The following is a 20,960-nucleotide window of genomic DNA, read 5'->3' on the forward strand; positions in this document are numbered from 1 at the left end:
TCGACTCGCTCATGTTGCCCACCTCGCTCGTGCCGCCCTGACCTGCTGACCGCGATCACACGGCGGTGAGCGAGTTGGTGTTGGCCTGCTCGGTGTCGGCCACGGTCTGCTCCACCGCGTCCAGCGCCCGCTCCACCTTGCCGAGCACGGACTCGGCCGCGGCGAACTCCGCGCCCATGGTCGAGTTGAACGAGTCGACCGCCCCGGACAACCCGGCCGAGCTGGGCAGCTTGCCGAAGATGTCACCGCTGCCGCCCTGGCCGGAGAACCCGTCCCCGATCCCACCGAACTGGCCCGCCTGGCTGCTGACCGTGCTCCGGCACTGCTCCATCGCCTCGGCGTTGTACTTCACGACTGCCACTGCCGCATCCCCCTTTGCCAACGACCCGCGTCAACGCGGTTGCTCCACGCGTGGGACGCGGAACCGAACCACGCGGTTCCCGCCCGCCAGCACTCTAGGCCGGGCGGGAAACCCGTGGTCCGGCGTTCACCGGGAGTCACCCGGCCTGCGCAGTCCCCCCGCTGCGGTCTCCCCCTGCGCCATCACACCCGGGCGGTCAGCACCTGGGCGCTCACCCCCGCGTGCTCACCTCGGCGAGCAGCGCGCCGACCCGCTGGACCAGCAGTCGCTGGTCGGCCGGCTCCACCGTGGTCCTGGGCCGGCCACTGGCCGAGGGCACCTGCTCGACCAGGTAGCGACCGGCGGCGGTGTCGTAGCAGCTGACCACCCGGCAGGCCCGGCGGCGGACACCGGCCGGGGTCCTGGCGGCGGCGCCGAACTGGCCGTGCAGCACCGCGCCGGCGGCCATGCTGGCCAGTGCCTCGGCCTGGTCGGCGGGCACGCCCCGGCCGAGCAGCTGCTCGGTCAGCGCCACCAGCGAGTCGCTGCCCAGCACCGCGTCGACCTCGCCGAACGGGATGGTCACGGCCCGACCGGGACCGGGGTGCCCGGCGGGCAGCAGGCCGACCACGGCCTCGGCCAGCCCGTCCACCGGCACCTCCCGCACGGTCAGGGTGCCGGCCCGCAGCACGGCCAGCACGCCGGCGGCCGGCGCCACCCCGGTGGAGACCCTGGCCGCGGCCATGGCCCGCACCGCGCCGCTGCCCATGCCGATGCGGGCGTCGATCACGTTCTCGGCGCGCGCCAGCAGGCAGAGGTGGTCGACCAGCCACGGGGCCAGGTCCTCGCCCCTGGCCAGGCCGCGCTCGCGCAACTCGGTCCACGCCGCGTCGAGCACCAGTGCGCGTTCCTCCGGCTGCGTTCCCTCGCTCGGCACATGCAGCACGATCGGCATGGCCCCCAGGTTGAGATGTTCCCAGGCAACTTCGTATGCGGTCGCACTGAGTTCCGCCGCTCTGTGCTCAACGGTCAACGGCCGTCACTCCATTCGCCGTGGGCAACGCGCGTCCGCGCGTACGGTCGAAAGAGAGTGACGCCGACCGGCTCGCGCCGGTTCCCCGCGCGCGAGAAGTGTTCTGGTTATTTGTTGCTGTGCCTGACCAGGCACTTTGTCAGAATTTTTTGAGATTCCGGGCCCGTGGCCCGGTTCACCGGCCGCGCGGGGAGCCGCATTGGCCGGCGCGCCTCACCCGCTGTTTCCGCCGTGCTCGCCCTCGGTATTCGCGGTTTTCACCCGCTGATTTTCGCGAAAAAGATTCATATTTCGTCGAGGAGTTCCCACACGCAGCTGGCCAACCGCTGGTTGTCCGCTGGCGTGATGGTGCTCCACCGCCGGCCGTCCGTGCTGGGCCGGATCTGGTGCAGGTAGCGCCCGGCCGGCGTGTCGTGGAAGGCGATCACCCGGTCGGCGCGCTCCGGCGGCCCCTGCCGTCCGGCCCGCTGCGCCCCGAACTGGCCCTTGGTGCCCATCCCGCTGACCATCCCGGCCAGCGTCTGCGCCTCGCTGAGCGGCACCCCCCGCCGCGCCAGCGCGGTGATCAGCAACTCCGGGTCGTCCCCGACCTCGGCCGCGGCCTGCTGCAGCTCGTCGGTGGGCAGGCTGACCGAGCGCCCGCCGCCGGCCGGCATGTCGCCGGCCACCGACACCGCCGCCTCGGCCAGCGCACTCGCCCTGGTGTCGATCAGCCACACCTCGTCGCGGTCCACCACCGCCAGCATCGCGTCGTTCCCGGCCGCCCCGGCCAGCGCGGAGATCTTGCGGTCCGCCCAGACCCAGCAGTCCACGCTGACCGCGGGGTGCGCCAGCACCGCCAGCCGGTCGGCCAGCTCCGGCACGACCCGTCCGGACCTGGCCAGCCCACGCCCCTCCAGCGACTCCCACGCCCCGCCGACGAGCGCGGCCCGCTCGGTGTGGGTGATGCCGGGACTGGGCACGTCCAACGCCACATGCCGGTTCGGAAGGCGCTCGCTCTCCCACACCACGTCGAACTCAAGCGTGGAGAGCACCACGCTGCCGGTGGAGGTCACCCTGCCTACTTGTCCTTCATGTCGTCGTCGCCGAGCACCGACGGCGCCACCAGCCGGCCATCCCCGAACACGTCGTCGGAGTCGATGCCGTACTTGCGCACGTGCTCCTCGTCCTCTTCCGGCTTGCCGCCCCGCCCCGCGGCCGCGGCCGGCTGCATCAACGACGACCCGGCCTTGCCGCCCCGGCCGGCCTGCGCCGAGTTCCGGTTGAGCGGGTGCTCCTCCTCCATCGCCCCGGCCGCGCCACCCGCGGCCCGGTTCGCCGCGGCCCGCCCCTCGGGCGTGTTCGGGTAGCCGCCGATGCCCGGGGTCCGACCACTTCGGCCGCCCCCCACGACCTGGCCGCCCCGCGCGCCGGCCGCTGCCGCGCCCAGCCCGGCGCCGGCCGCCACCCCGAAGCCCATGCCCAGGCCGAAGTTGCCGGTCGGCTTGGCCGTCGTGCCGAAGTTGGCGGCGGCCGGAGCCTGGTTGGCACCCCCACCCGGGGTGAGCGTGCCGCTGTAGCTGCCGGGCAGCTGCCCCGGCGTTCCGGTGTTGCCACCGCCACCGGGCAGCGCGCCGGGCGTGGGCACGGGCGAGCCGCTGCCACCCCCGGGGACCCCGGCCACGCCACTTCCGCCGGCACCACCGCCGGAGAACCCGGCACCACCGCCGACACCGGCGCTGGCGACCCCGGTGACCTGCCCGGTCGAACCGTGCACCCCGCTCAGCGACGTGCTGTCCGCGGCCGGGCTGACCTGCAGGTCGAACGCGGGCGGCTGCTCCAGCCCCTGGTAGCGGTGCAACGCCTCGCGGCTGGCGCTGGTGTACTGGTCCAGCGAGTCGATGGCCTGCTGGCGCGCCGCCTTGGTCCGCTCGACCTCCCTGGCGTGGTCGGTGGTGTAGCCGAACAGGCTGGCGCCCTTGTCCACCCAGCTCTTCTCGGTGTCCCCGCGCAGCTGCTCCGAGTCGGGCAGGCTGTACTTGGTGTGGCTGTAGGCGGCGCTCTGCTGCTGGACCGACTTGGACGACATGGTCACCTTGGTGTCCGCGTCCGCGCCGTACTCCGCCGAGCCGAGCATGATCGACTGCGCCATGTCCGACGCGCCGCTCTCCCACTCCACCCCGATCGCGGCCAGCTGCTCGCGCAGCACCCGGTCGGTGTCGGCCAGGCTGTTGGCGATGTTGCGCAGCGCGTCGCCGGCCCGCTCCAGCCCCTCCACCCCGGAGCCCTGCCCGAACCGGTCCACAAGATCGGCGAGCGCGGCGTTGTCATACCCCTGAAAACGGTGGTCCCTGATCTCCGGGTGCCCACTCAGGTACATAACTCCCCCTCACTTGCCCGTCTGCAACGTCGCCATGACCATCTCGGCCGCCTGGAGCGACTTGGGACACAGCTCCGGGCTCCTGAGGCCCGTCTGCGTGTACTGGACCTCAATTGACTGGTTTTCGGCGACATCCACGGCCACCACGCAGTCCGCCTGAGTGCCTCGGAGCGTGAACTTCGCCGCCGGAAAGCCCGCCACATCGATCGATTCGACGTCCACGTTCCGCTTGGACCAGGCCGAGATGTTCTCGTTGATGTTGGCGGACACGCGGTACTGGTAGAAGGGTTCGCTGGAACCGTGCGAGTAGCGGCAGCTCGGGATTTGGTAGCCCTCCATCTTGTATGGCGCCTTGTCGATGCCGAGTTCCCTCTGCTGAACATCGGTCAGCAAACTGCAGGTGTCGACTGAGGTAACGGGAAGATCCTTGGGACGGGGTCTGCTCAACTCCGTCGTACTGGTAGTCGTTGTGGAACCCGAACGGCCAGCGCTCGTGCTCTCACCTCCGGCCACAGCCTGCCCGTCCTCGGTGGTGGAACAGCCCGCCAGGGAAATCATGGCCAACGCGGCAATGGCCGCACTCAGTCGTGCACGATCACGCACTACCCGCTCCGAATGAACCGGTGATGTCTTCCTCGGTGTACCCGTACTGCTTGGCGGCTTCCCGCATCTGAGCGCACAGCTTGTCCAGGCTGTCGATGTACTGCTGGACTCGCTTCGCGTAGGAATCATCGGCCTGGGCCAGACGGGAGTTCCACGCGGCGGCCACCTCGGAACTGACGATGTCACCGCCAGGTGCGTCGATTATCAGGTCGCGGCTGGCCGCGTCAAACGTGGTTCGCAGCGACTCGACCTGCTCGTTGATGATCTTGCCGGCCTGGAGGACGTTGTCCGGGTTGACCTTGACCGTTTTTCCCGAACCGGTGGTGGGGATCTGGTCGGCCAGCGCGGTGGCCAGGCGGGCGGCGGCGGCGGGAGCGGCCAACGGGTTGGCCACGGCCATGGCCGTGAGGGACTGGATTACCTGTTCCGGCTGCTCGGACGCCACGACGATTACCCCCTGCTGCGTCACGGTCACGGGTCGGTCTCGACTCGCAGGCTACCAACGACGGTGTGAGCCGTACCTGAGTTTGGACGAAGAGACCAGAGGTCCGGTTCCCTCCGGTCTCGACCCGTTGTCCGTCAGCCCAGCGGTGGGGTGCTGATGTCGCCCTGGACCGCGCGCAGCGCGATGTCGGTGCGGTGGTGCGACCCGGTCAGGTGCACGCCCTTGACCCGCCGGTACACCTCGTCGCGGGCGGCGGCCAGGTCGGGGCCGGTGCCGACCACGGACAGCACGCGCCCGCCCGCGGAGACCACGGCGCCGTCCTCGCGGCGGCGGGTGCCGGCGTGCAGCACGCCCTCGGCCTCGCTGCCGGTGATCACGTCACCGACCCGGGGCCGGCCCGGGTAGCCCTCGGCGGCGATCACCACGGTCACGGCGGCGCCCTCGGCCCACTCCAGCGGCGGCTGGTCGGCCAGGGTGCCGGTGGCGGCGGCCAGCAGCAGGGTGGACAGGGACGAGCGCAGCAGCGCGAGCACGGCCTGGGTCTCGGGGTCGCCGAACCGGCAGTTGAACTCGATCACGGACGGGCCGTTGGAGGTCAGCGCGAGGCCGGCGTAGAGCAGGCCGGAGAACGGGGTGCCCCGCCTGGCCATCTCGTCGACCACCGGCTGCACGATCCGCGCCACCACCTGCTCGGCCAAATCGGGCGGGGCCCACGGCAGCGGGGTGTAGGCGCCCATGCCGCCGGTGTTGGGGCCGGCGTCGCCGTCGCCGACCCGCTTGAAGTCCTGCGCGGGCAGCAGCGGCACCACGGTCTTGCCGTCGACCAGGCAGAACAGCGAGGCTTCCGGCCCGTCCAGGAAGGACTCCAGCAGCACCGGGTGGCCGCCGTCGAGCAGGGTCATGGCGTGGGCGCGCGCCGCGGCCAGGTCGCTGGTGACCACCACGCCCTTGCCGGCGGCCAGGCCGTCGTCCTTGACCACGAAGGTGGGACCGAACCTGCGCAGCGCCGCGTCCAGCCTGGCCGGGTTGTCCACCACCTCGGCGTGGGCGGTGGGCACGCCGGCGGCCCGCATCACGTCCTTGGCGAACGCCTTGGACCCCTCGATGCGGGCGGCCTGCTTGGACGGCCCGAAGCAGGCGATCCCGGCCTCGCGCACGGCGTCGGCGACCCCGGCGACCAGCGGGGCCTCCGGGCCGACCACGACCAGGTCGGCCCGCCACTGCGTGGCCAGCCCCACCACCGAGGCCGGATCGGTCACGTCAACCCCGTAGGACTCGGCCAGCGCGGCGGTACCGGCATTGCCGGGCGCACACGCCAGCGCGGTGACCTCGGGGTCCCGCGACAACGCGAGGACAAGGGCATGCTCCCGGGCACCTGACCCGACTACCAGGACACGCACGGTGAAGGAGCCTAGTTGGCACTGGCCCGAGACCGCGAACCACGTGCTCCGAACGGCGCACGGCCAGGTCAGCCGGCCGGGTGGTCAGGTGGGCCGCGCCCGGGCTGGACCCGTCCTGCACCGCCCCGCGCCAGCACGGGGGGGATTAGTTGCACCAACAATGATTGATTCCGGTCAGGGCGGGCACTCCCCGGTCGGGCAGCCGACGGCAGGTGGGACGGCAGGTGATGGCGCGTGCACGCGATGCACATCGTGGCGCTGCTGGTCGGCTCGCTCGCGGTCAGCGCGGTGGCGCGCAGCCGGGACTGGCCGGCGCCGCTGCTGCTGGTCGCGGTCGGCGTCGCGGTCTCGTTCGTCCCGGGCGTGCCGCGCATCGAACTCGACCCCGAACTGCTGCTCACCGTGGTGCTGCCGCCGCTGCTCTACTCCGCCGCGCTGGACAGCTCCTACCTGAGCTTCCGCGCCAGCGTGCGGCCGATCCTCAGCCTGGGCGTCGGCCTGGTCCTGGTCACCGCGTTCGCCGTGGCCCTGGTGGCCAGCCTGCTCATGCCCACCCTGCCGTTCGCCGCGGCCCTGGTGCTCGGCGCGGTGGTCGCCCCGCCGGACGCGGTGTCCGCCGCCGCCATCGGCCGCAAGCTCAACCTGCCCCGCCGGCTGATGACCGTGCTGTCCGGGGAGAGCCTGGTCAACGACGCCACCGCGCTGACCCTCTACCGGGTGGGGATCACCGCGGTGGTCAGCGCGGGCAGCTCGTTCGGGCTGGGCCTGCGGGTGTTCGCGCTGGCCACGGTGGTGGGCGTGGTCGTGGGCCTGGTCATCGGCCTGGTGGTGCACGCGGTCCGGGTGCGGCTGAGCGACCCGACCATGGAGTCGGTGCTCGGCCTGGTGGTGCCGTTCTCCGCCTACCTGCTGGCCGAGGAGCTGTCCGGCTCGGGCGTGCTTGCGGTGGTGGCCGCCGGCCTGTACCTGGGCCACCACTCGCCCAAGGCCGGGTTCTCCATGCGGTTGCAGGAGCAGTCGGTGTGGAACGCCACCGACCTGCTGCTGGAAGCGCTGGTGTTCGGCCTGATCGGGTTGCAGACCCGGTGGGTGATCGAGCGGCTGCCCGAGTTCGGCGAGCCGACCTGGCAGCTGCTGCTGGTCGCGGGCGCCGTGCTGGTCACGGTGATCGCGGTGCGGGCGCTGTGGGTGCACCTGGCGCGCCTGCTGCCCGTCCGGATGCTGTCCAGCGAGTCCGACGCCCGGCACTGGCCGTGGGGCAGCGTGGGGGTGCTCTCCTGGGCCGGCATGCGCGGCGTGGTCACCCTGGCCGCGGCCACCGGTATCCCGTTCGAGACCGAGTCGGGCGCGCCGTTCCCGGCCCGGGGGCCGATCCAGTTCTTCGCGGTGGTGGTCACCATCGGCACCCTGCTGCTGCAGGGCACCACGCTGCCCTGGCTGATCCGGGTGCTGCACGTGGCCGACCCGCACGAGGCCGAGCGCGACCAGCGGGCCGAGGTCGCGGCCAGGCGGGCCACGGCCAAGGCGGCGCTGGCCCGGCTGGACCAGGTGCTGGCCAAGCACAGCGCGCACGTGCCCGAGCAGGCCGCCAAGCACATCGCCGCGCAACTGCACGAGCTGGTCGAACTCAACGCCAGGGCGGCGGTGGACCGGCTGGAGCTGGACCCGGACGACCCCAAGCGGCGCAAGCACCGGGCGTTCCGCCGGATGCGCCAGGAGCTGCTGGCCGCGCAGCGCGCCGCCCTGATCGACGAGCGCGACTCCGGCCGGCTCGACGACGAGGTCATGCGCAAGGTGCTGCACGAACTGGACCTGACCGAGGCCGCGGTGTCCGGCACCGGCCAGCGCCGGCTGTGACGCGGGCGCCGGCACCGGCGCGCCGGCCAGCCCGAGAGCACCGGCCGGCCCGGTTCAGCGGCCGGCCCAGTCCAGCGACCGATCGGTTCAGCGACCAGCTGGGTTCAGCGGCCGGTCAGGTCGTGGCGCACGATGGTCTGGTCCCGGCCGGGGCCCACGCCGATCGCGGAGATCCGCGCCCCGGACAGCTCCTCCAGCCGGTCCACGTAGGCGCGCGCGTTGGCCGGCAGCTCCTCGTAGCTGCGGCACTGGCTGATGTCCTCCCACCAGCCGGGCAGCTCCTCGTAGACGGGGATGGCGTGGTGCACGTCGGTCTGGGTCATCGGCATGTCGTGCACCCGGGTGCCGTCCACGTCGTAGGCCACGCACACCGGCACCTTCTCCAGCCCGGACAGCACGTCCAGCTTGGTCAGGAAGTAGTCGGTGATGCCGTTGACCCGGCTGGCGTAGCGGGCGATCACCGCGTCGAACCAGCCGGTGCGGCGCGGCCGGCGGGTGTTCACGCCGATCTCGCCGCCGGTCTTGCGCAGGTACTCGCCGGACGCGTCGTGCAGCTCCGTCGGGAACGGGCCGGAGCCCACCCGCGTGGTGTACGCCTTGAGGATGCCGATCACCGTGGTGATCCGGGTCGGGCCGATGCCGGACCCGGCGCTGGCCCCGCCGGCGGTCGGGTTGGACGAGGTGACGAACGGGTAGGTGCCGTGGTCGACGTCCAGCAGCGTGCCCTGGGAGCCCTCCAGCAGCACGGTCTCGCCGCGCTCCAGGGCCTGGTTGAGCAGCAGCCGGGTGTCGGCGATCCGGTGCGCGAAGTGGCTGCCCTGCGCCAGCACGGTGTCCACCACCTCGTTGGCCGAGAGCGCCTTGCGGTTGTAGACCTTGACCAGCACCTGGTTCTTGAAGTCCAGCGCGGCCTCGACCTTCTGCCGCAGGATCTTCTCGTCGAGCAGGTCCTGGGCGCGCACCCCGACCCGGGCGACCTTGTCCTGGTAGCAGGGGCCGATGCCGCGGCCGGTGGTGCCGATCTTGGCCTTGCCGAGGTAGCGCTCGGTCACTTTGTCGATGGCGACGTGGTACGGCATGATCAGGTGCGCGTCGGCGGAGAGCAGCAGCCGCGAGGTGTCCACGCCGCGCTCCTCCAGCCCGGCCAGCTCACCCAGCAGCGCACCCGGATCCACCACCACACCGTTGCCGATGACGTTGGTCACTCCCTCGGTGAGGATGCCCGACGGGATGAGCTTGAGGGCGAAGTCCTGGCCGTCGGGCAGCACCACGGTGTGCCCGGCGTTGTTGCCGCCCTGGTAGCGGACGACCCACTGGACGTGCTCACCGAGCAGGTCGGTGGCCTTGCCCTTGCCTTCGTCGCCCCACTGCGCCCCGATCAACACGATGGCCGGCATGTGAAACTCCCAGGTGATTCGACGGACGGGCAAATGCCGGTGCACGAGGGTAGACCAGGAGCTGATGGTGCGCGGAATCGTGTTGGCCTGCGGAAACACCGCGATCGACAATCAGTTGCCGTCGGTTGCGCACAGTGACGAGTTCGCGGTGCGGCAACTGCCCGCCCGACCGGGCAAGGCCGAGGTCGATCCGGTGCTGGCGGAGCTGGCCGGGGGCCGGCTGGTGGTCTGGGGCACCGACGCGGACCTGGCCGCGGTGGCGCTGCGGCTGCTGCGCACCGAGCGGCTGGGCGAGGTGGCCGTGGGTTACGTGCCGGCGGAGCCGGACTCGGCCGTGGCCGGCCTGTGGGGGCTGCCGGACCGGCCGGAGCAGGTGTGGCGGCTCGCCCTGGCGGGGGAGCCCGATCCGGTACCGCTGATCCGGGACGACGTGGGCGGGGTGCTCCTCGGTCGGGGCGTGCTCGCGCCCGTGCGGGGCGTCGGCTACTGCGACGACGAACTCGTGCTGCGCGGCCAGGCCAGCCGGATCGAGGTGACCCCGGACCCGGCGGGTGGCGCCGGCCTGGTCGTCCGGGTGGTGCGGCGGCGCCTGCTGGTCCAGCGCGCCACCAGCACGCCCGGCCGCGCGTTCCAGCTCGGCTGCCTGCCGGTCACCCCGATCAGCGACGGCGTGCGGCACCCCCGGCTGGTGAACCGGTGGACCTGGTACCGGCACACCGAGGACCTGCGGCTGGTCCGCGGCCTGGTGTGACAGAACGGATTTACCCGACCGAGTTACGTCAAATTCACCCGAGCGGGCACCGAATCGGATTTTGTCCACACGATTGGGCACAGCACGTCAGCGAATCGTCACTCAGACGAATTGCGATCAGTGCGCGCCGCACTGAAAGTCGTCTCGCCAACGTTTTTCCGACAACGGTGGAGTGACGATGGTTCTGCACAGAATTCGCGCCGGCCGGGCCCTCCGCGCACCGGTCGGCCTGCTCACCGCGCTGGCCGCCGCGCTGGCCGCCGGGGCCGGTCCGGTCGCACCGGCCGGTGCCGCCGCGCCCGCCCCGCCCGGCATCACCAGCACGGCCTCGGCCCGGTCGGAACTGGGCGCGCTGTCCGTGGCCGCGGACGGCTCCATGGCCGGCTACAGCCGAGAGCTGTTCCCGCACTGGCACACCGTGTCCGGCGGCTGCACCACCCGTCAGGAAGTGCTGAAACGCGACGGCGAGCAGGTGGCAACCGACGGGGCGTGCACGGTGGTGTCCGGCACCTGGCGCAGCCCCTACGACGGCGCGACCTGGACCGACCCCAGCGATCTCGACATCGACCACGTGGTGCCGCTGGCCGCGGCGTGGCGCTCGGGCGCGGCGCGGTGGACCACCGAGCGGCGCGAGGCGTTCGCCAACGACCTGTCCGGCCCGCAGCTGATCGCCGTCACCGACACGGTGAACCAGGCAAAGGGTGACCAGACACCCGACCAGTGGAAGCCACCGCTTAACACGTACTGGTGCACGTACGCCAAAATGTGGGTGCACGTGAAGTTCACCTGGTCGCTGACGGTGAACCCCACGGAGAAATCCACCCTGGAAAACATGCTCGGTAGGTGTTGATCAATGCGTGAGTACTCCTCTCCGTTCCACGCCGGGCCCGGCGGGGTGATGACCGACGAGGTCGGCGTCATCACCGGCGACCTGGAACTGCGCACGGTGGTCACCGGGGACGGGGTGCTCGTGGCCAAGGTCCGCTACGCCGGCGCCGACGAGTGGTACCGGCTGCGCGGTGGGTCCTGCCGGCTGGCCGACCAGCGGGACCACGCCGCCGTGCACTCCCTGCTGCAGAACGTGCTCAACCGCCCCGCCGGCTGACCGCTCGCGGGTGAGCAAGGCCCGTCCGCGCCAACCCGCTCGGCTCAGTCCGGCTGCTGGCGGGACAGCGGCGGCAGCGCGGCGGTGGCCTCGCTCCGGCTCAGCCCGGTGGCCTGGAGCAGGTCCACGGCGATCGACCGGACCTGGGCCAGCACCACCCGCATGGAGAAGCCGCCGCTGCCCAGGTGGTGGGTGGTGGCCAGGCGGGCCGCGTCCCGGACGGCGGCGCGCGCCTGGTGGGGTTCGCCGCCCACGGCCAGCTCGGTGCGCAGCAGGTCCACCGCGTCGGCGTAGCGGCGCAGCACGTCCGGCAGGATCTCCGGCACCTCCTCGCCGTCGCGCAGCGCGGCCAGCGCCCGCCTGGCCAGCACCCGGGTGTTGCGCAGCGCGTAGTCCACCGGCACGGCCGCGGCCTGGTAGCCGCCCAGTTCGTGCCGCCGCCGCCAGCGGATCGGCGCGATCGAGGCGATCTCGCTGCCGGTCTGCAGCGCCGACCGGAACTCCTCCACGGTGCTCTGGCTGCTGCGCACCCTGGCCAGCACACCGGCGGCGGCCACCGCGTCGTGCTCGGCGACCGCGTCGGCCACCCCGCGCAGTGCCGTGGTCAGCTCGCCGAGCACCGCCTTGGCCTGCCGGTGCGCCACGGTCAGCGGGTTGGCCGGCAGCAGGGCGGCGACCGCCAGCCCCACCAACCCGCCGACCAGCGCGTCCACCATCCGGTTGAGCCCCGCGGCCGAGCTGGGCGGCAGCAGCGTGGCCACCAGCACGGCCGAGGACGCCGACTGGAGCGCGATCACCGTGCCGCCGTCCAGCAGCACGGCCGCGGACATGGCCAGCGCCACGGCCAGGGCCACCTGCCACGGCCCGGTGCCGATCGCCGAGATGAGCACGTCGCCCACGCCGATGCCCAGGGACACGCCCACGATCAGCTCGACCACCCGGCGCAGCCGCTGGCCCAGTGAGATGCCCAGCGAGACCACCGCGGCGATCGGCGCGAAGAACGCCTGGCTGTGCCCGATCACGTCGTGCGCGAGCAGCCAGGCCAGCCCCGCGGCCAGCGCGGCCTGCGCGATCGGCAGCGCGGTCCGCTGCCAACGCCGCAACCGACCGGCCAACACCTCACCCAGTGCGTTCACGCGCTGAATTCTCACCCGGATAGCGCCGGACCAAACCTGGTCGAGTGAGCGAACTCCCGGTTCAGGCTCGATTCAGTGGTGTCCCGACGCGGTGGTGCCCCGACGCGGTGGTGTTCAGTCCGGCTCAGGCGCTGCCAAGGCCGGTGGCGGTCACCGCCTCGGGGTCGCTGTCGGCCAGGAACTGCGCGCAGCGCCGCTGCTCGTCCACCTCGCCGATCTGCTCGGCCGCCCTGGCCAGCGCGGCCAGCGCGCGCAGGAAGCCCTGGTTGGGCCGGTGCGCCCAGGGGATGGGGCCGTGTCCCTTCCAGCCGGCCCGGCGCAGCTGGTCCAGGCCGCGGTGGTAGCCGGTGCGGGCGAAGGCGTAGCCGGTGACCGGGTCGCCGTCGCGCAGCGCGCGCTCGGCCAGGGCCGCCCACGCCTCGCTGAAGTCGGGGTGCGCGCGCACGACCTCGGCCGGGTCGGTGCCGCCGGCCAGGGCGGCCTGCGCGTCGGGCCGCTCCGGCAGCCGGGTCGGTTCGGGGCCGAGCAGGTTGGAATCCAGTGCCATGGCGCCATCGTGCCCGACCCGCCCGCGGGCCCGGACAACCGCCCACCGGCCCGCCGACGGCCGCTCCGGGCGGGCTGCTTTCCCGCTCACCTGGGCCGACCCGGATGATGTAGCGGTGCGTACGGGGGTTGCGGCGCGCCTCGCGCGGTTCGGAGACCAATACTGGGAGCGTGGCCTGCCCGGCAGGGACACGCCGGCGGGCCTGGCGGTCGGGTTGTACCGGCTGTGGCTGGCCGCGTTCGCGTTCAAGCTGCTCGGCTCCACCTGGGACGTGTCCTGGCACTTCCGGTGGCTGCGCGACGACCTGGCGCCACCGCACCTGGTGAACACCGTGGGCACGGTCATCGCCATCGCCCTGGTGCTGTTCCACACCTACACCGGCTACGGCGCCGACCGCACCACGCTGCGGCTGATGCAGTGGGGCATGGGCGTGTTCGTGCTGGCCGCGCCGCTGGACGTGATCAACCACCGGGTCAACGGGCTGGATCTGACCGCGTGGAGCCCGTCGCACGCCCTGCTCTACGTCGGCACCGGGATCATGATCGCCGGGGTGATCCGGGGCTGGGTGCTGCACCACCCGCGCGGCGGCCGCGCCTACCCGCTGGGCCTGCTGGTGCTGTGGTGCCTGTTCCTGGAGGGGGTGTGGTTCGCCGAGCAGCAGCAGGAGTACGGCGTGCTGGAGCTGGCCTCGTGGGAGCGCGGCCAGCCCTACGCCGAACCGATCCTGCTGCAGTTCGCCGCGGACCAGATCGGCCGGCCGGTGGACCGGGCCGCGGTCACCCACTTCGCCATGCCGATCCCGGACTGGGTGTACCTGGGCTGGGCGGTGGCCGCGGCCGGGCTGGTGCTGGTGCTGGCCCGCCGGATGACCGGGCTGCGCTGGGCGGCCACCGCGGTGATCAGCGGTTACGTGGCCTACCGGTGCCTGGTCTGGCCGCTGCTGGTTGGCGCGGCGTTCCCGCCCTCGGTGGTGCCGCTGTTCGCGGTGCTGCTGGGGGTGGCCGTGGACGTGGCGTTCCTGCTCCGGCTACCCGCCCCGGTCACCGCGCTGGTGGGCGCGCTGCTGGTGAGCGCGGCCGGCTACGGCGGCTTCTGGGTGCAGAGCCAACTGCTGGGCGGCCCACCGGTCGACTACCGCTGGCTGCCCGCGGCGTTCGCGCTGCTGGCCGTGTTGTGGCTGGTCGCGGACCGGGTGGTGGCGCGGCGCGGCTGGGCGGCGCTGCGGCCGGCCCGGCCCGAGGCGCCCCAGCCCGGCCCGGCCGCCACCGCCGCCTGACCGGGAACCGCCGCCTGACCGGAACCGTCCAGCGACCGCCCGGAAACGGGCAGTGCCCCTGGACAGCGGGTCGCTGCCAGGGGCACTGGTCCGGTGCCTGTCGGCCGTCAGCCGGCGATCATGCGGCCGGCCGACTTCAGGTGCTCGCACGCCTGGGTGACCCGGGCGGCCATGCTCTGCTCGGCGGCCTTGAGGTAGCTGCGCGGGTCGTAGGCCTTCTTGTTGCCGACCTCGCCGTCGATCTTGAGCACGCCGTCGTAGTTGCTGAACATGTGGCCGGCGACGGGCCGGGTGAACGCGTACTGGGTGTCGGTGTCGATGTTCATCTTCACCACGCCGTAGGAGACCGCCTCGTGGATCTCCTCCAGCAGCGAGCCGGAGCCGCCGTGGAACACCAGCTCGAAGGGCTTGCTGCCGGCCGGCAGGCCCAGCTTCTCGGCGACCACGTCCTGGCCCTGCTTGAGCACCTCGGGGCGCAGCTTGACGTTGCCCGGCTTGTACACGCCGTGCACGTTGCCGAAGGTCGCGGCGAGCAGGTACCGGCCCCGCTCCCCGGAACCCAGCGCCTCCAGGGTCTTCAGGTAGTCCTCGCCGGTGGTGTACAGCTTCTCGTTGATCTCGTTGGCGACGCCGTCCTCCTCGCCGCCGACCACGCCGATCTCCACCTCCAGGATGATCTTCGCCTTGGCGGCCTGCTCCAGCAGTTCCGCGGCGATCCGGAGGTTCTCGTCGATCGGCACGGCCGAGCCGTCCCACATGTGCGACTGGAACAGCGGGTTCTCGCCCCGGGCGACCCGGTCCTGGCTGATGGCCAGCAGCGGGCGGACGAAGCCGTCCAGCTTGTCCTTGGGGCAGTGGTCGGTGTGCAGGGCGATGTTGACCGGGTACTTCTCGGCGACCACCTTGGCGAACTCGGCCAGGGCGACAGCGCCGGTGACCATGTCCTTGACCTTGGTGCCGGAGAGGAACTCGGCACCGCCGGTCGAGACCTGGATGATCCCGTCGCTCTCGGCCTCGGCGAAGCCGCGCAGGGCCGCGTTGAGCGTCTCCGACGAGGTCACGTTGATCGCGGGGTAGGCGAACTCGTTCGCCTTGGCGCGGTCAAGCATCTCGGCGTAGACCTCGGGGGTGGCGATGGGCATCGGTCGTCCTCCTCAGGTGCCCGCAAGACTGGCGCACGGCCGTGTCCGAACCATCCTACGAGGCGGGGAGTCACCCCGGTCACACGGCGGCGGCGGTGTTCCCCCACACCAACCACACCAGGCACAACACCGAAAGCCCGGCCGCCGAGGACCGGCCGTGCCGCTCCCTCGGGCAGGTGATTTACCGGTTTCCCGATCACTCGCCGCACCGACCCGGGCGCGGGCGCACACTGGAGTCATGGCGATCGCACGTTGGAACGGTGAAGTCCTGGCCGAGAGCGAGCACACCGTGGTGGTGGAGGGCAACCACTACTTCCCACCGGACTCGGTGCGCATGCCGCTGCTGCGCCCGTCCGACACGCACACCACCTGCCCCTGGAAGGGTGAGGCCAGCTACTACACCGTGCACGTGAACGGCGCGGAGAACACCGACGCCGCCTGGTACTACCCGGACCCCAAGCCGGCCGCCGCCGAGATCAAGAACCACGTGGCCTTCTGGCGGGGTGTGGAGATCACCGACTGAGCCGCGGCGGGGTCCGGGCACGCGTCCTGGGGATCAGGTGAACAACGCGTTGGCGATCCGCCGCAGCGGCGCCAGCGCGTTGCCGTCCTCGGTCAGCACCTGGATGGCCACGTGGTCGGCGCCGGCCTGGTGGTGCTCGCTGATCCGGGCCAGCACGGCCGCCTCGTCGCCCCAGGCGACCAGGCCGTCGATCAGCCGGTCGCTGCCGCCGTCGGCGAAGTCCTCGTCGGTGTAGCCGAGCCGGCGGAAGTTGTTGGTGTAGTTGGTCAGCGCCAGGTACATGGCCACGCCGGCGCGGGCGATCGCCCGTGCCCGGTCCGGGTCGGTCTCCAGCACCACCTTCTGCTCCGGTGCCAGCAGCGGCTCCGGGCCGAGCACGGTCCTGGCCCGGTGGGTGTGCTCCGGGTTCACCAGGTAGGGGTGGGCGCCGGCGGTGCGCTGGCTGGCCAGGTGCAGCACCTTGGGCCCGAGCGCCGCGAGCACCCGGTGGTCGGCTGGCACCGGCGGGTCGGCCGCGTCCAGCGTGTCCAGGTAGTTCACCAGCTTGTCGTAGGGGCGGGTGTACTCGGCGGTCGCCTGCGGGTGGCCGGCGCCGATGCCGAGCAGGAACCGGTTGGGGTGGTTGGCGACGACCCGGTTGTAGGAGGCGGCCACCACGTCGGCGGCGTCCTGCCACACGTTGACGATGCCCGTGGCCACCGGCATCGCCTTGGTCGCCGCCAGCAGCTCCGCCACCTGCCGCAGGTCACCGCTGGGCGAGCCGCCCAGCCAGAACGCGCCGTAGCCCAGCTCCTCCAGCTCGGCCACGGCCTCCTGACCGGCGGAACCACCCCAGTGCGGACCAGTCGCCCACACCCCGACCCTGCCCACGTCCACAGCCATTTCGTCTCCCTTCGAACAACACTGGCGCACCGGACAACACCGCGTCCCCGGTTTTTGCTCCCGGCTCCCGACCCCTGATCCTGGCCCCGTCACCGCACCCACCGGCAGCGCCGCACCCCCGCCCGTTCCGGATTCCCGCAACCAGCCGCGGCGAACCCGGGAGCACCGCACCTCGGTGCCCGAGGCGATCCCCGTTCCCCCATCGAACTTCTGTTCGATTCCGGCTATCCTCGGGTACCTCGGACAGCACACCGGGCCCGGTGCCGCCACGGGCTTTCCAGCCGCCTCGACCACCCGATCGGAGCCGTCACCATGACCGAGATCGCCCAGCGCTACCGCAGGTGCGCCGATGTCGTCGAACGCACGATCGCGGGCGTGCGGGACGACCAGTGGGCCAACCCGTCGCCGTGCGCGGCGTGGACCGCGCGGGACGTGGTCGGCCACCTCCTCGACATGCACGGGCACGTGCTGCGGCCAGCGGGCCGCACGCTCCACCCCGAACCGGCCGTGCGGGACGACCCGCTGGGGGCCTTCCGGCTGGCCCGCGCCGAGGTGGCGGCCGTGCTCGACGATCCAGAACTGGCCGGCACCGAGTGCGACACCCCCGCCGGCCGGATGACGGTCGAGCGGCAGATCGACGGGGTCCTCACCAACGACCTCGTGCTGCACGGCTGGGACCTGGCCCGCGCCACCGGGCAGGACGACACCATGCCACCCGAGGACGTCGCCCGGCTCTGGGCGGCCAACGCGGCCGTGCCGGCCGAGCTGATGGCCAAGTACCGGACACCGGGCGCGTTCGGCCCGGGCGTGGAGGTGTTCGGCCCGGAGGTCCCGGTCGCCGAGGACGCGCCGCTCCAGGACCGGCTGCTCGGCTTCATCGGGCGCGACCCGAACTGGACCCCGCCCGGCCAACTCCCCGACCAACTCCCCGCCTGACGACCGCGGAACCCGCCACAATCCCGGATGTTGATCCCGGTCACGCCGTCCCCGCGGAGTGCACCGGGCCGGGAGTAGTTTCGCCGTATGGCGAAACTAGGCAGTACCGATCTGGACGTCTTCCCCCTCAACCTCGGCGGCAACGTCTTCGGCTGGACAGCCGACGAGCAGACCTCCTTCGCCGTGCTCGACACCTACGCCGAAGCCGGCGGCAACTTCATCGACACCGCCGACGCCTACTCGGCCTGGGTCCCCGGCAACTCCGGCGGCGAATCCGAGACCGTGCTCGGCAACTGGATGGCCGCCCGGGGCAACCGCGACCACATCGTGATCGCCACCAAGGTCGGCCGGTGGCCCCAGCGCCCCGGCCTGAGCGCCGCCAACATCAAGGCCGCCGCCGAGGACTCCCTGCGCCGACTGCGCACCGACCACATCGACCTGTACTACGCCCACAGCGACGACCCCGACACCCCACTGGAAGAAACCCTCGCCGCGTTCGACGAACTCGTCCGCGCCGGCAAGGTCCGCCACATCGCCGCGTCCAACTACACCGCCGACCGACTGGCCCAGGCCCTGGCCATCGCCGACCGCGACGGCCTCACCCGCTACGCCGCCATCCAACCGCACTACAACCTGGTCGAACGCGAGCACTTCGAAGGCCCACTGGCCGACCTGGTCGCCAAGGAAGGCCTGGCCACCCTGCCCTACTACGCCCTGGCCAAGGGCTTCCTGACCGGCAAGTACCGGCCGGGAAGCTCCACTGTGGACAGCCCGAGGGCGGAGGGCGCCACGGCCTACCTGAACGAGCGCGGCCTGCGCGTGCTCACCGTGCTGGACGAGATCGCCGCCGACCACCACACCACGGTCGCCGCGGTCGCCCTGGCCTGGCTGCGCGCCCAGCCCACGGTGGTGGCCCCCATCGCCAGCGCCCGCTCCATCGACCAGCTCACCGACCTGCTGCCGGTGGCCGAGCTGACCCTGACCGACACCGAGGTGGCCCGGCTGACCGCGGCCGGCTGAGCCCACCGCCCCAGCCCCGTCCCGGACCGGACCGGCGTTTGCTGAACTTGCCAGTAGCTTACCGCCGGTAGGGTTCGATACCGTGATGTCTCGGGTACTCAGCGTGGAGATCCGAGCACCGGGGAGGTCGCGATGGGTGGACGCGGGGCCACGGCCCTCGCCGGCAAGGTCGTGCTGGTCACCGGGGCGGCCCGGGGCATCGGCGCCGACCTCGCGCAGCGGCTGGCCCGGCAGGGCGCCAAGCTGGCCCTGGTCGGCCTGGAGGGCGCGCAACTGGACCGGGTCGCCGCGCTGTGCGGGCCGGCGGCCAGGGCGTGGGAGGCCGACGTCACCGACTGGGCCGCGCTGGAGCGGGTGGTCAGCGCCGCGGCCGAGCACTTCGGCGGGATCGACGTGGTGGTCGCCAACGCCGGCATCGCGGCCACCGGCCTGGTCCGGTCGGTGGACCCGGCCGCGTTCGAGCGCACTGTCGAGGTCAACCTGCTCGGCGTGTGGCGCACGGTGCGCACCTGCCTGCCGCACCTGATCGCCAGCAGGGGCTACTGCCTGGTGGTGTCCTCGCTGGCCGCCATCCAGCACGCGCCGGGCATGGCCGCCTACGCGGCCAGCAAGGCCGGGTGCGAGGCGTTCGCCGACTGCCTGCGCACCGAGGTCAGGCACCTGGGGGTGGCCGTGGGCGTCGGCTACTTCTCCTGGATCGCCACGGACATGGTCACCGCCGCCGACCAGCACCCGGTGTTCGGCTCGGCGCGCCGCCGGCTGCCCGGTCCGGCCGGCCGCACCTACCCGGTGGGCATGGTCGGCGAGGCCCTGGTGCGGGCGATCAGCCGGCGGGCGCGCGCCGTGCACGTGCCCGGCTGGGTGGGCGGCGTCAAGCTGCTGCGCGGCGCGCTGGCCGGGCTGGTCGACCTGGTGGCCGCGCGCGGTGTCCCGGCCATGGACCGGGCGGCCGTGGCCGACGTGTCCGCGCGCGGCGCCGAGGCGTCCTCCCGCCCGGTCGGACCGGGCGGGGCCGCCGCGAGCTGAGGCGTTCGCGACCGGTTGCTTTTCGCGACCTAATCGTTAGCCCGGCCGGTGGGTGGCCGGGTGCTGGTCCGAACGGCCCCGGCCGCGCGTCAGCCGATCGCCGCCAACCAGCTGCCGAGGACCAGGTTCCACTCCCGGATCTCGGTGCGCGCGACAACGTTGGCCGCCGTGTACGGGTCGGCCGCCAGCAGGGCGCGCAGCTCCGCCTCGTCAGCGGTCTCGTAGACCAGCAGCGCACCGGTGTCATCCGCCCACGGCCCGGACAGCAGGAGTTTCCCCTGCTCAACCAGGCCACCCAGGTACTCGCGGTGGGCCGGCCGCACGGCCAGCCGCTCCGCGGTGTTCTCGCCGAACTCCAACAGCACCGCATAGCGGGCCATCTGTCTCCTCCTCGCACACGCCGGACGGCAACGCCGCTGACGCTACTGCGCGGCGGCCCCAGGTCCGTGGATTCCCAGCATCGGAGACGGGGCGGGGGCGGCCGTTCGGCCGCCGTCGGCGCCGCCGTTCGGCCCAACAGCGGCGTGCCGTCCACACGATCCACGCGCCGGCCCGTTGGGTACGGTCATCACTGTGGTGGGGCAGCAGTGGAACACGGGTAGTGGCGTCGGACAGAGCGTGGAGAACACGCTCACCCAACTCCGCGCGCTCGACGGCAAGCCGCCGGCCCCCACCGGCCCGCTGACCCTGGAGGACCTGTACCGGCAGCACCGGATGCGGCTGGTCCGCCTGGCCCTGCTGCTGGTGGACGAGCCGGCCACGGCCGAGGACGTGGTGCAGGAGGCGTTCACCGGTCTGCACCGCAACTGGAGCGGGCTGCGGGACGCCCAGGCCGCGCTCGGCTACCTGCGCACCGCCGTGGTGAACGGCTCGCGCAGCGTGCTGCGGCGCCGCAAGACCGCCCGCGACTACACGCCACCGCACGTGGTGAACGCCCGGTCGGCCGAGAGCCTGGCCATGCTCACCGCGGAGCACCAGGCCGTGGTCGCCGCGCTGACCAAGCTGCCGCCGCGCCAGCGCGAGGTCCTGGTGCTGCGCTACTACGGCGACCTGTCCGAGGCGGAGATCGCCGAGGCCACCGGCATCTCCAAGGGCACGGTGAAGTCAACGGCCAGCCGGGCGCTGGACGCGTTGCAGAAGATCATGGCGGGCCGCTGAGCCACGAACCGGTTGTCGGCTAGC

General features: G+C 72.5%; 23 protein-coding genes. 10 read left to right on the plus strand and 13 right to left on the minus strand.

The genetic code is table 11. The features are described 5' to 3' along the window. Positions 1–55: 55 nt before the first annotated feature. From LX83_RS15335 to purD, 7 genes are all read right to left on the minus strand, one after another. Complete coding sequence (locus tag LX83_RS15335; protein ID WP_253771764.1) at positions 56–361, minus strand: hypothetical protein; 306 nt, start codon at positions 359–361, stop codon at positions 56–58. Between the two features lie 211 nt (positions 362–572). After that, entirely contained in the window at positions 573–1,373 is an 801-nt protein-coding gene (locus tag LX83_RS15340) for an ESX secretion-associated protein EspG (protein ID WP_301328247.1), read from the minus strand. 284 nt (positions 1,374–1,657) lie between these two features. Further along, positions 1,658–2,428, minus strand: a complete 771-nt coding sequence (locus tag LX83_RS15345) for an ESX secretion-associated protein EspG (RefSeq protein ID WP_253771768.1) — start codon at positions 2,426–2,428, stop codon at positions 1,658–1,660. A 5-nt stretch (positions 2,429–2,433) separates the two neighbouring features. After that, the gene (locus LX83_RS15350; protein ID WP_253771770.1) at positions 2,434–3,732 is read right to left on the minus strand and encodes a hypothetical protein; all 1,299 of its coding nucleotides are present in this window, start codon (positions 3,730–3,732) and stop codon (positions 2,434–2,436) included. 9 nt (positions 3,733–3,741) lie between these two features. Then, complete coding sequence (locus LX83_RS15355; RefSeq protein WP_253771772.1) at positions 3,742–4,335, minus strand: DUF3558 domain-containing protein; 594 nt, start codon at positions 4,333–4,335, stop codon at positions 3,742–3,744. Next, the gene (locus LX83_RS15360; protein WP_253771774.1) at positions 4,328–4,810 is read right to left on the minus strand and encodes a PE domain-containing protein; all 483 of its coding nucleotides are present in this window, start codon (positions 4,808–4,810) and stop codon (positions 4,328–4,330) included. Before LX83_RS15360 ends, LX83_RS15355 begins: the two co-directional genes overlap by 8 nt. Positions 4,811–4,914: 104 nt before the next feature. Continuing rightward, the gene (purD, locus tag LX83_RS15365) at positions 4,915–6,180 is read right to left on the minus strand and encodes a phosphoribosylamine--glycine ligase (RefSeq protein ID WP_253771776.1); all 1,266 of its coding nucleotides are present in this window, start codon (positions 6,178–6,180) and stop codon (positions 4,915–4,917) included. Between the two features lie 243 nt (positions 6,181–6,423). Between purD and LX83_RS15370 the strand changes: the two genes are divergently transcribed. Next, positions 6,424–8,037, plus strand: a complete 1,614-nt coding sequence (locus LX83_RS15370) for a Na+/H+ antiporter (protein WP_253772045.1) — start codon at positions 6,424–6,426, stop codon at positions 8,035–8,037. A gap of 104 nt (positions 8,038–8,141) precedes the next feature. On the opposite strand, the gene LX83_RS15375 is transcribed toward LX83_RS15370, so the two are convergent. Then, positions 8,142–9,434: an adenylosuccinate synthase gene (locus LX83_RS15375; protein ID WP_253771778.1), complete on the minus strand. Its 1,293-nt coding sequence runs from the start codon at positions 9,432–9,434 to the stop codon at positions 8,142–8,144. 67 nt (positions 9,435–9,501) lie between these two features. On the opposite strand from LX83_RS15375, the gene LX83_RS15380 reads away from it, so the two are divergent. From LX83_RS15380 to LX83_RS15390, 3 genes are all read left to right on the plus strand, one after another. Continuing rightward, the gene (locus LX83_RS15380; protein ID WP_253771780.1) at positions 9,502–10,185 is read left to right on the plus strand and encodes a hypothetical protein; all 684 of its coding nucleotides are present in this window, start codon (positions 9,502–9,504) and stop codon (positions 10,183–10,185) included. Between the two features lie 178 nt (positions 10,186–10,363). After that, on the plus strand, positions 10,364–11,035 hold the full coding sequence (locus LX83_RS15385) for an HNH endonuclease family protein (RefSeq protein ID WP_253771782.1): 672 nt from the start codon (positions 10,364–10,366) through the stop codon (positions 11,033–11,035). 3 nt (positions 11,036–11,038) lie between these two features. Then, entirely contained in the window at positions 11,039–11,290 is a 252-nt protein-coding gene (locus LX83_RS15390) for a hypothetical protein (RefSeq protein ID WP_253771784.1), read from the plus strand. 44 nt (positions 11,291–11,334) lie between these two features. On the opposite strand, the gene LX83_RS15395 is transcribed toward LX83_RS15390, so the two are convergent. Next, the gene (locus LX83_RS15395) at positions 11,335–12,426 is read right to left on the minus strand and encodes an FUSC family protein (RefSeq protein WP_253771786.1); all 1,092 of its coding nucleotides are present in this window, start codon (positions 12,424–12,426) and stop codon (positions 11,335–11,337) included. A 124-nt stretch (positions 12,427–12,550) separates the two neighbouring features. Continuing rightward, a complete protein-coding gene (locus tag LX83_RS15400) occupies positions 12,551–12,973 on the minus strand; it encodes a DUF3151 domain-containing protein (RefSeq protein WP_253771788.1) in 423 nt (140 codons plus the stop codon). A gap of 115 nt (positions 12,974–13,088) precedes the next feature. On the opposite strand from LX83_RS15400, the gene LX83_RS15405 reads away from it, so the two are divergent. Then, the gene (locus LX83_RS15405) at positions 13,089–14,249 is read left to right on the plus strand and encodes a hypothetical protein (RefSeq protein WP_253771790.1); all 1,161 of its coding nucleotides are present in this window, start codon (positions 13,089–13,091) and stop codon (positions 14,247–14,249) included. A 107-nt stretch (positions 14,250–14,356) separates the two neighbouring features. Here the strand turns inward: LX83_RS15405 and fbaA are convergent, their stop codons facing one another. Continuing rightward, the gene (gene fbaA / locus LX83_RS15410; protein WP_253771792.1) at positions 14,357–15,391 is read right to left on the minus strand and encodes a class II fructose-bisphosphate aldolase; all 1,035 of its coding nucleotides are present in this window, start codon (positions 15,389–15,391) and stop codon (positions 14,357–14,359) included. A 238-nt stretch (positions 15,392–15,629) separates the two neighbouring features. Between fbaA and LX83_RS15415 the strand changes: the two genes are divergently transcribed. Beyond that, positions 15,630–15,914: a DUF427 domain-containing protein gene (locus LX83_RS15415; RefSeq protein ID WP_253771794.1), complete on the plus strand. Its 285-nt coding sequence runs from the start codon at positions 15,630–15,632 to the stop codon at positions 15,912–15,914. Positions 15,915–15,947: 33 nt separating this feature from the next. Here LX83_RS15415 and LX83_RS15420 read toward each other — a convergent pair whose 3' ends face one another. Continuing rightward, a complete protein-coding gene (locus LX83_RS15420) occupies positions 15,948–16,796 on the minus strand; it encodes an LLM class F420-dependent oxidoreductase (RefSeq protein WP_253771796.1) in 849 nt (282 codons plus the stop codon). A gap of 312 nt (positions 16,797–17,108) precedes the next feature. Between LX83_RS15420 and LX83_RS15425 the strand changes: the two genes are divergently transcribed. From LX83_RS15425 to LX83_RS15435, 3 genes are all read left to right on the plus strand, one after another. Next, positions 17,109–17,732 (plus strand): TIGR03086 family metal-binding protein, encoded by a 624-nt coding sequence (locus LX83_RS15425; protein ID WP_253771798.1) that lies wholly within the window; start codon positions 17,109–17,111, stop codon positions 17,730–17,732. Between the two features lie 87 nt (positions 17,733–17,819). Then, positions 17,820–18,752 (plus strand): aldo/keto reductase, encoded by a 933-nt coding sequence (locus LX83_RS15430; protein ID WP_253771800.1) that lies wholly within the window; start codon positions 17,820–17,822, stop codon positions 18,750–18,752. A gap of 132 nt (positions 18,753–18,884) precedes the next feature. Next, entirely contained in the window at positions 18,885–19,778 is an 894-nt protein-coding gene (locus LX83_RS15435; protein ID WP_253771802.1) for an SDR family oxidoreductase, read from the plus strand. Between the two features lie 89 nt (positions 19,779–19,867). Here the strand turns inward: LX83_RS15435 and LX83_RS15440 are convergent, their stop codons facing one another. Beyond that, positions 19,868–20,158, minus strand: coding sequence for a YciI family protein (locus LX83_RS15440; protein ID WP_253771804.1), 291 nt, complete (start codon positions 20,156–20,158; stop codon positions 19,868–19,870). Positions 20,159–20,351: 193 nt separating this feature from the next. Between LX83_RS15440 and LX83_RS15445 the strand changes: the two genes are divergently transcribed. Beyond that, entirely contained in the window at positions 20,352–20,936 is a 585-nt protein-coding gene (locus LX83_RS15445) for a SigE family RNA polymerase sigma factor (RefSeq protein WP_253771806.1), read from the plus strand. Positions 20,937–20,960 lie beyond the last annotated feature (24 nt).

Source organism: Goodfellowiella coeruleoviolacea, assembly GCF_024171785.1.
Lineage (GTDB): Bacteria > Actinomycetota > Actinomycetes > Mycobacteriales > Pseudonocardiaceae > Goodfellowiella > Goodfellowiella coeruleoviolacea.

What these genes read in the sequence shown, in the direction of transcription:
- LX83_RS15350 (WP_253771770.1), bottom strand. Translation starts at nt 3,732, where the DNA reads ATGTACCTGAGTGGGCACCCGGAGATCAGGGACCACCGTTTTCAGGGG.
- LX83_RS15370 (WP_253772045.1), top strand. Translation starts at nt 6,424, where the DNA reads ATGCACATCGTGGCGCTGCTGGTCGGCTCGCTCGCGGTCAGCGCGGTG.
- LX83_RS15375 (WP_253771778.1), bottom strand. Translation starts at nt 9,434, where the DNA reads ATGCCGGCCATCGTGTTGATCGGGGCGCAGTGGGGCGACGAAGGCAAG.
- LX83_RS15385 (WP_253771782.1), top strand. Translation starts at nt 10,364, where the DNA reads ATGGTTCTGCACAGAATTCGCGCCGGCCGGGCCCTCCGCGCACCGGTC.
- LX83_RS15390 (WP_253771784.1), top strand. Translation starts at nt 11,039, where the DNA reads ATGCGTGAGTACTCCTCTCCGTTCCACGCCGGGCCCGGCGGGGTGATG.
- LX83_RS15400 (WP_253771788.1), bottom strand. Translation starts at nt 12,973, where the DNA reads ATGGCACTGGATTCCAACCTGCTCGGCCCCGAACCGACCCGGCTGCCG.
- fbaA (WP_253771792.1), bottom strand. Translation starts at nt 15,391, where the DNA reads ATGCCCATCGCCACCCCCGAGGTCTACGCCGAGATGCTTGACCGCGCC.
- LX83_RS15415 (WP_253771794.1), top strand. Translation starts at nt 15,630, where the DNA reads ATGGCGATCGCACGTTGGAACGGTGAAGTCCTGGCCGAGAGCGAGCAC.
- LX83_RS15420 (WP_253771796.1), bottom strand. Translation starts at nt 16,796, where the DNA reads ATGGCTGTGGACGTGGGCAGGGTCGGGGTGTGGGCGACTGGTCCGCAC.
- LX83_RS15425 (WP_253771798.1), top strand. Translation starts at nt 17,109, where the DNA reads ATGACCGAGATCGCCCAGCGCTACCGCAGGTGCGCCGATGTCGTCGAA.
- LX83_RS15430 (WP_253771800.1), top strand. Translation starts at nt 17,820, where the DNA reads ATGGCGAAACTAGGCAGTACCGATCTGGACGTCTTCCCCCTCAACCTC.
- LX83_RS15435 (WP_253771802.1), top strand. Translation starts at nt 18,885, where the DNA reads ATGGGTGGACGCGGGGCCACGGCCCTCGCCGGCAAGGTCGTGCTGGTC.
- LX83_RS15440 (WP_253771804.1), bottom strand. Translation starts at nt 20,158, where the DNA reads ATGGCCCGCTATGCGGTGCTGTTGGAGTTCGGCGAGAACACCGCGGAG.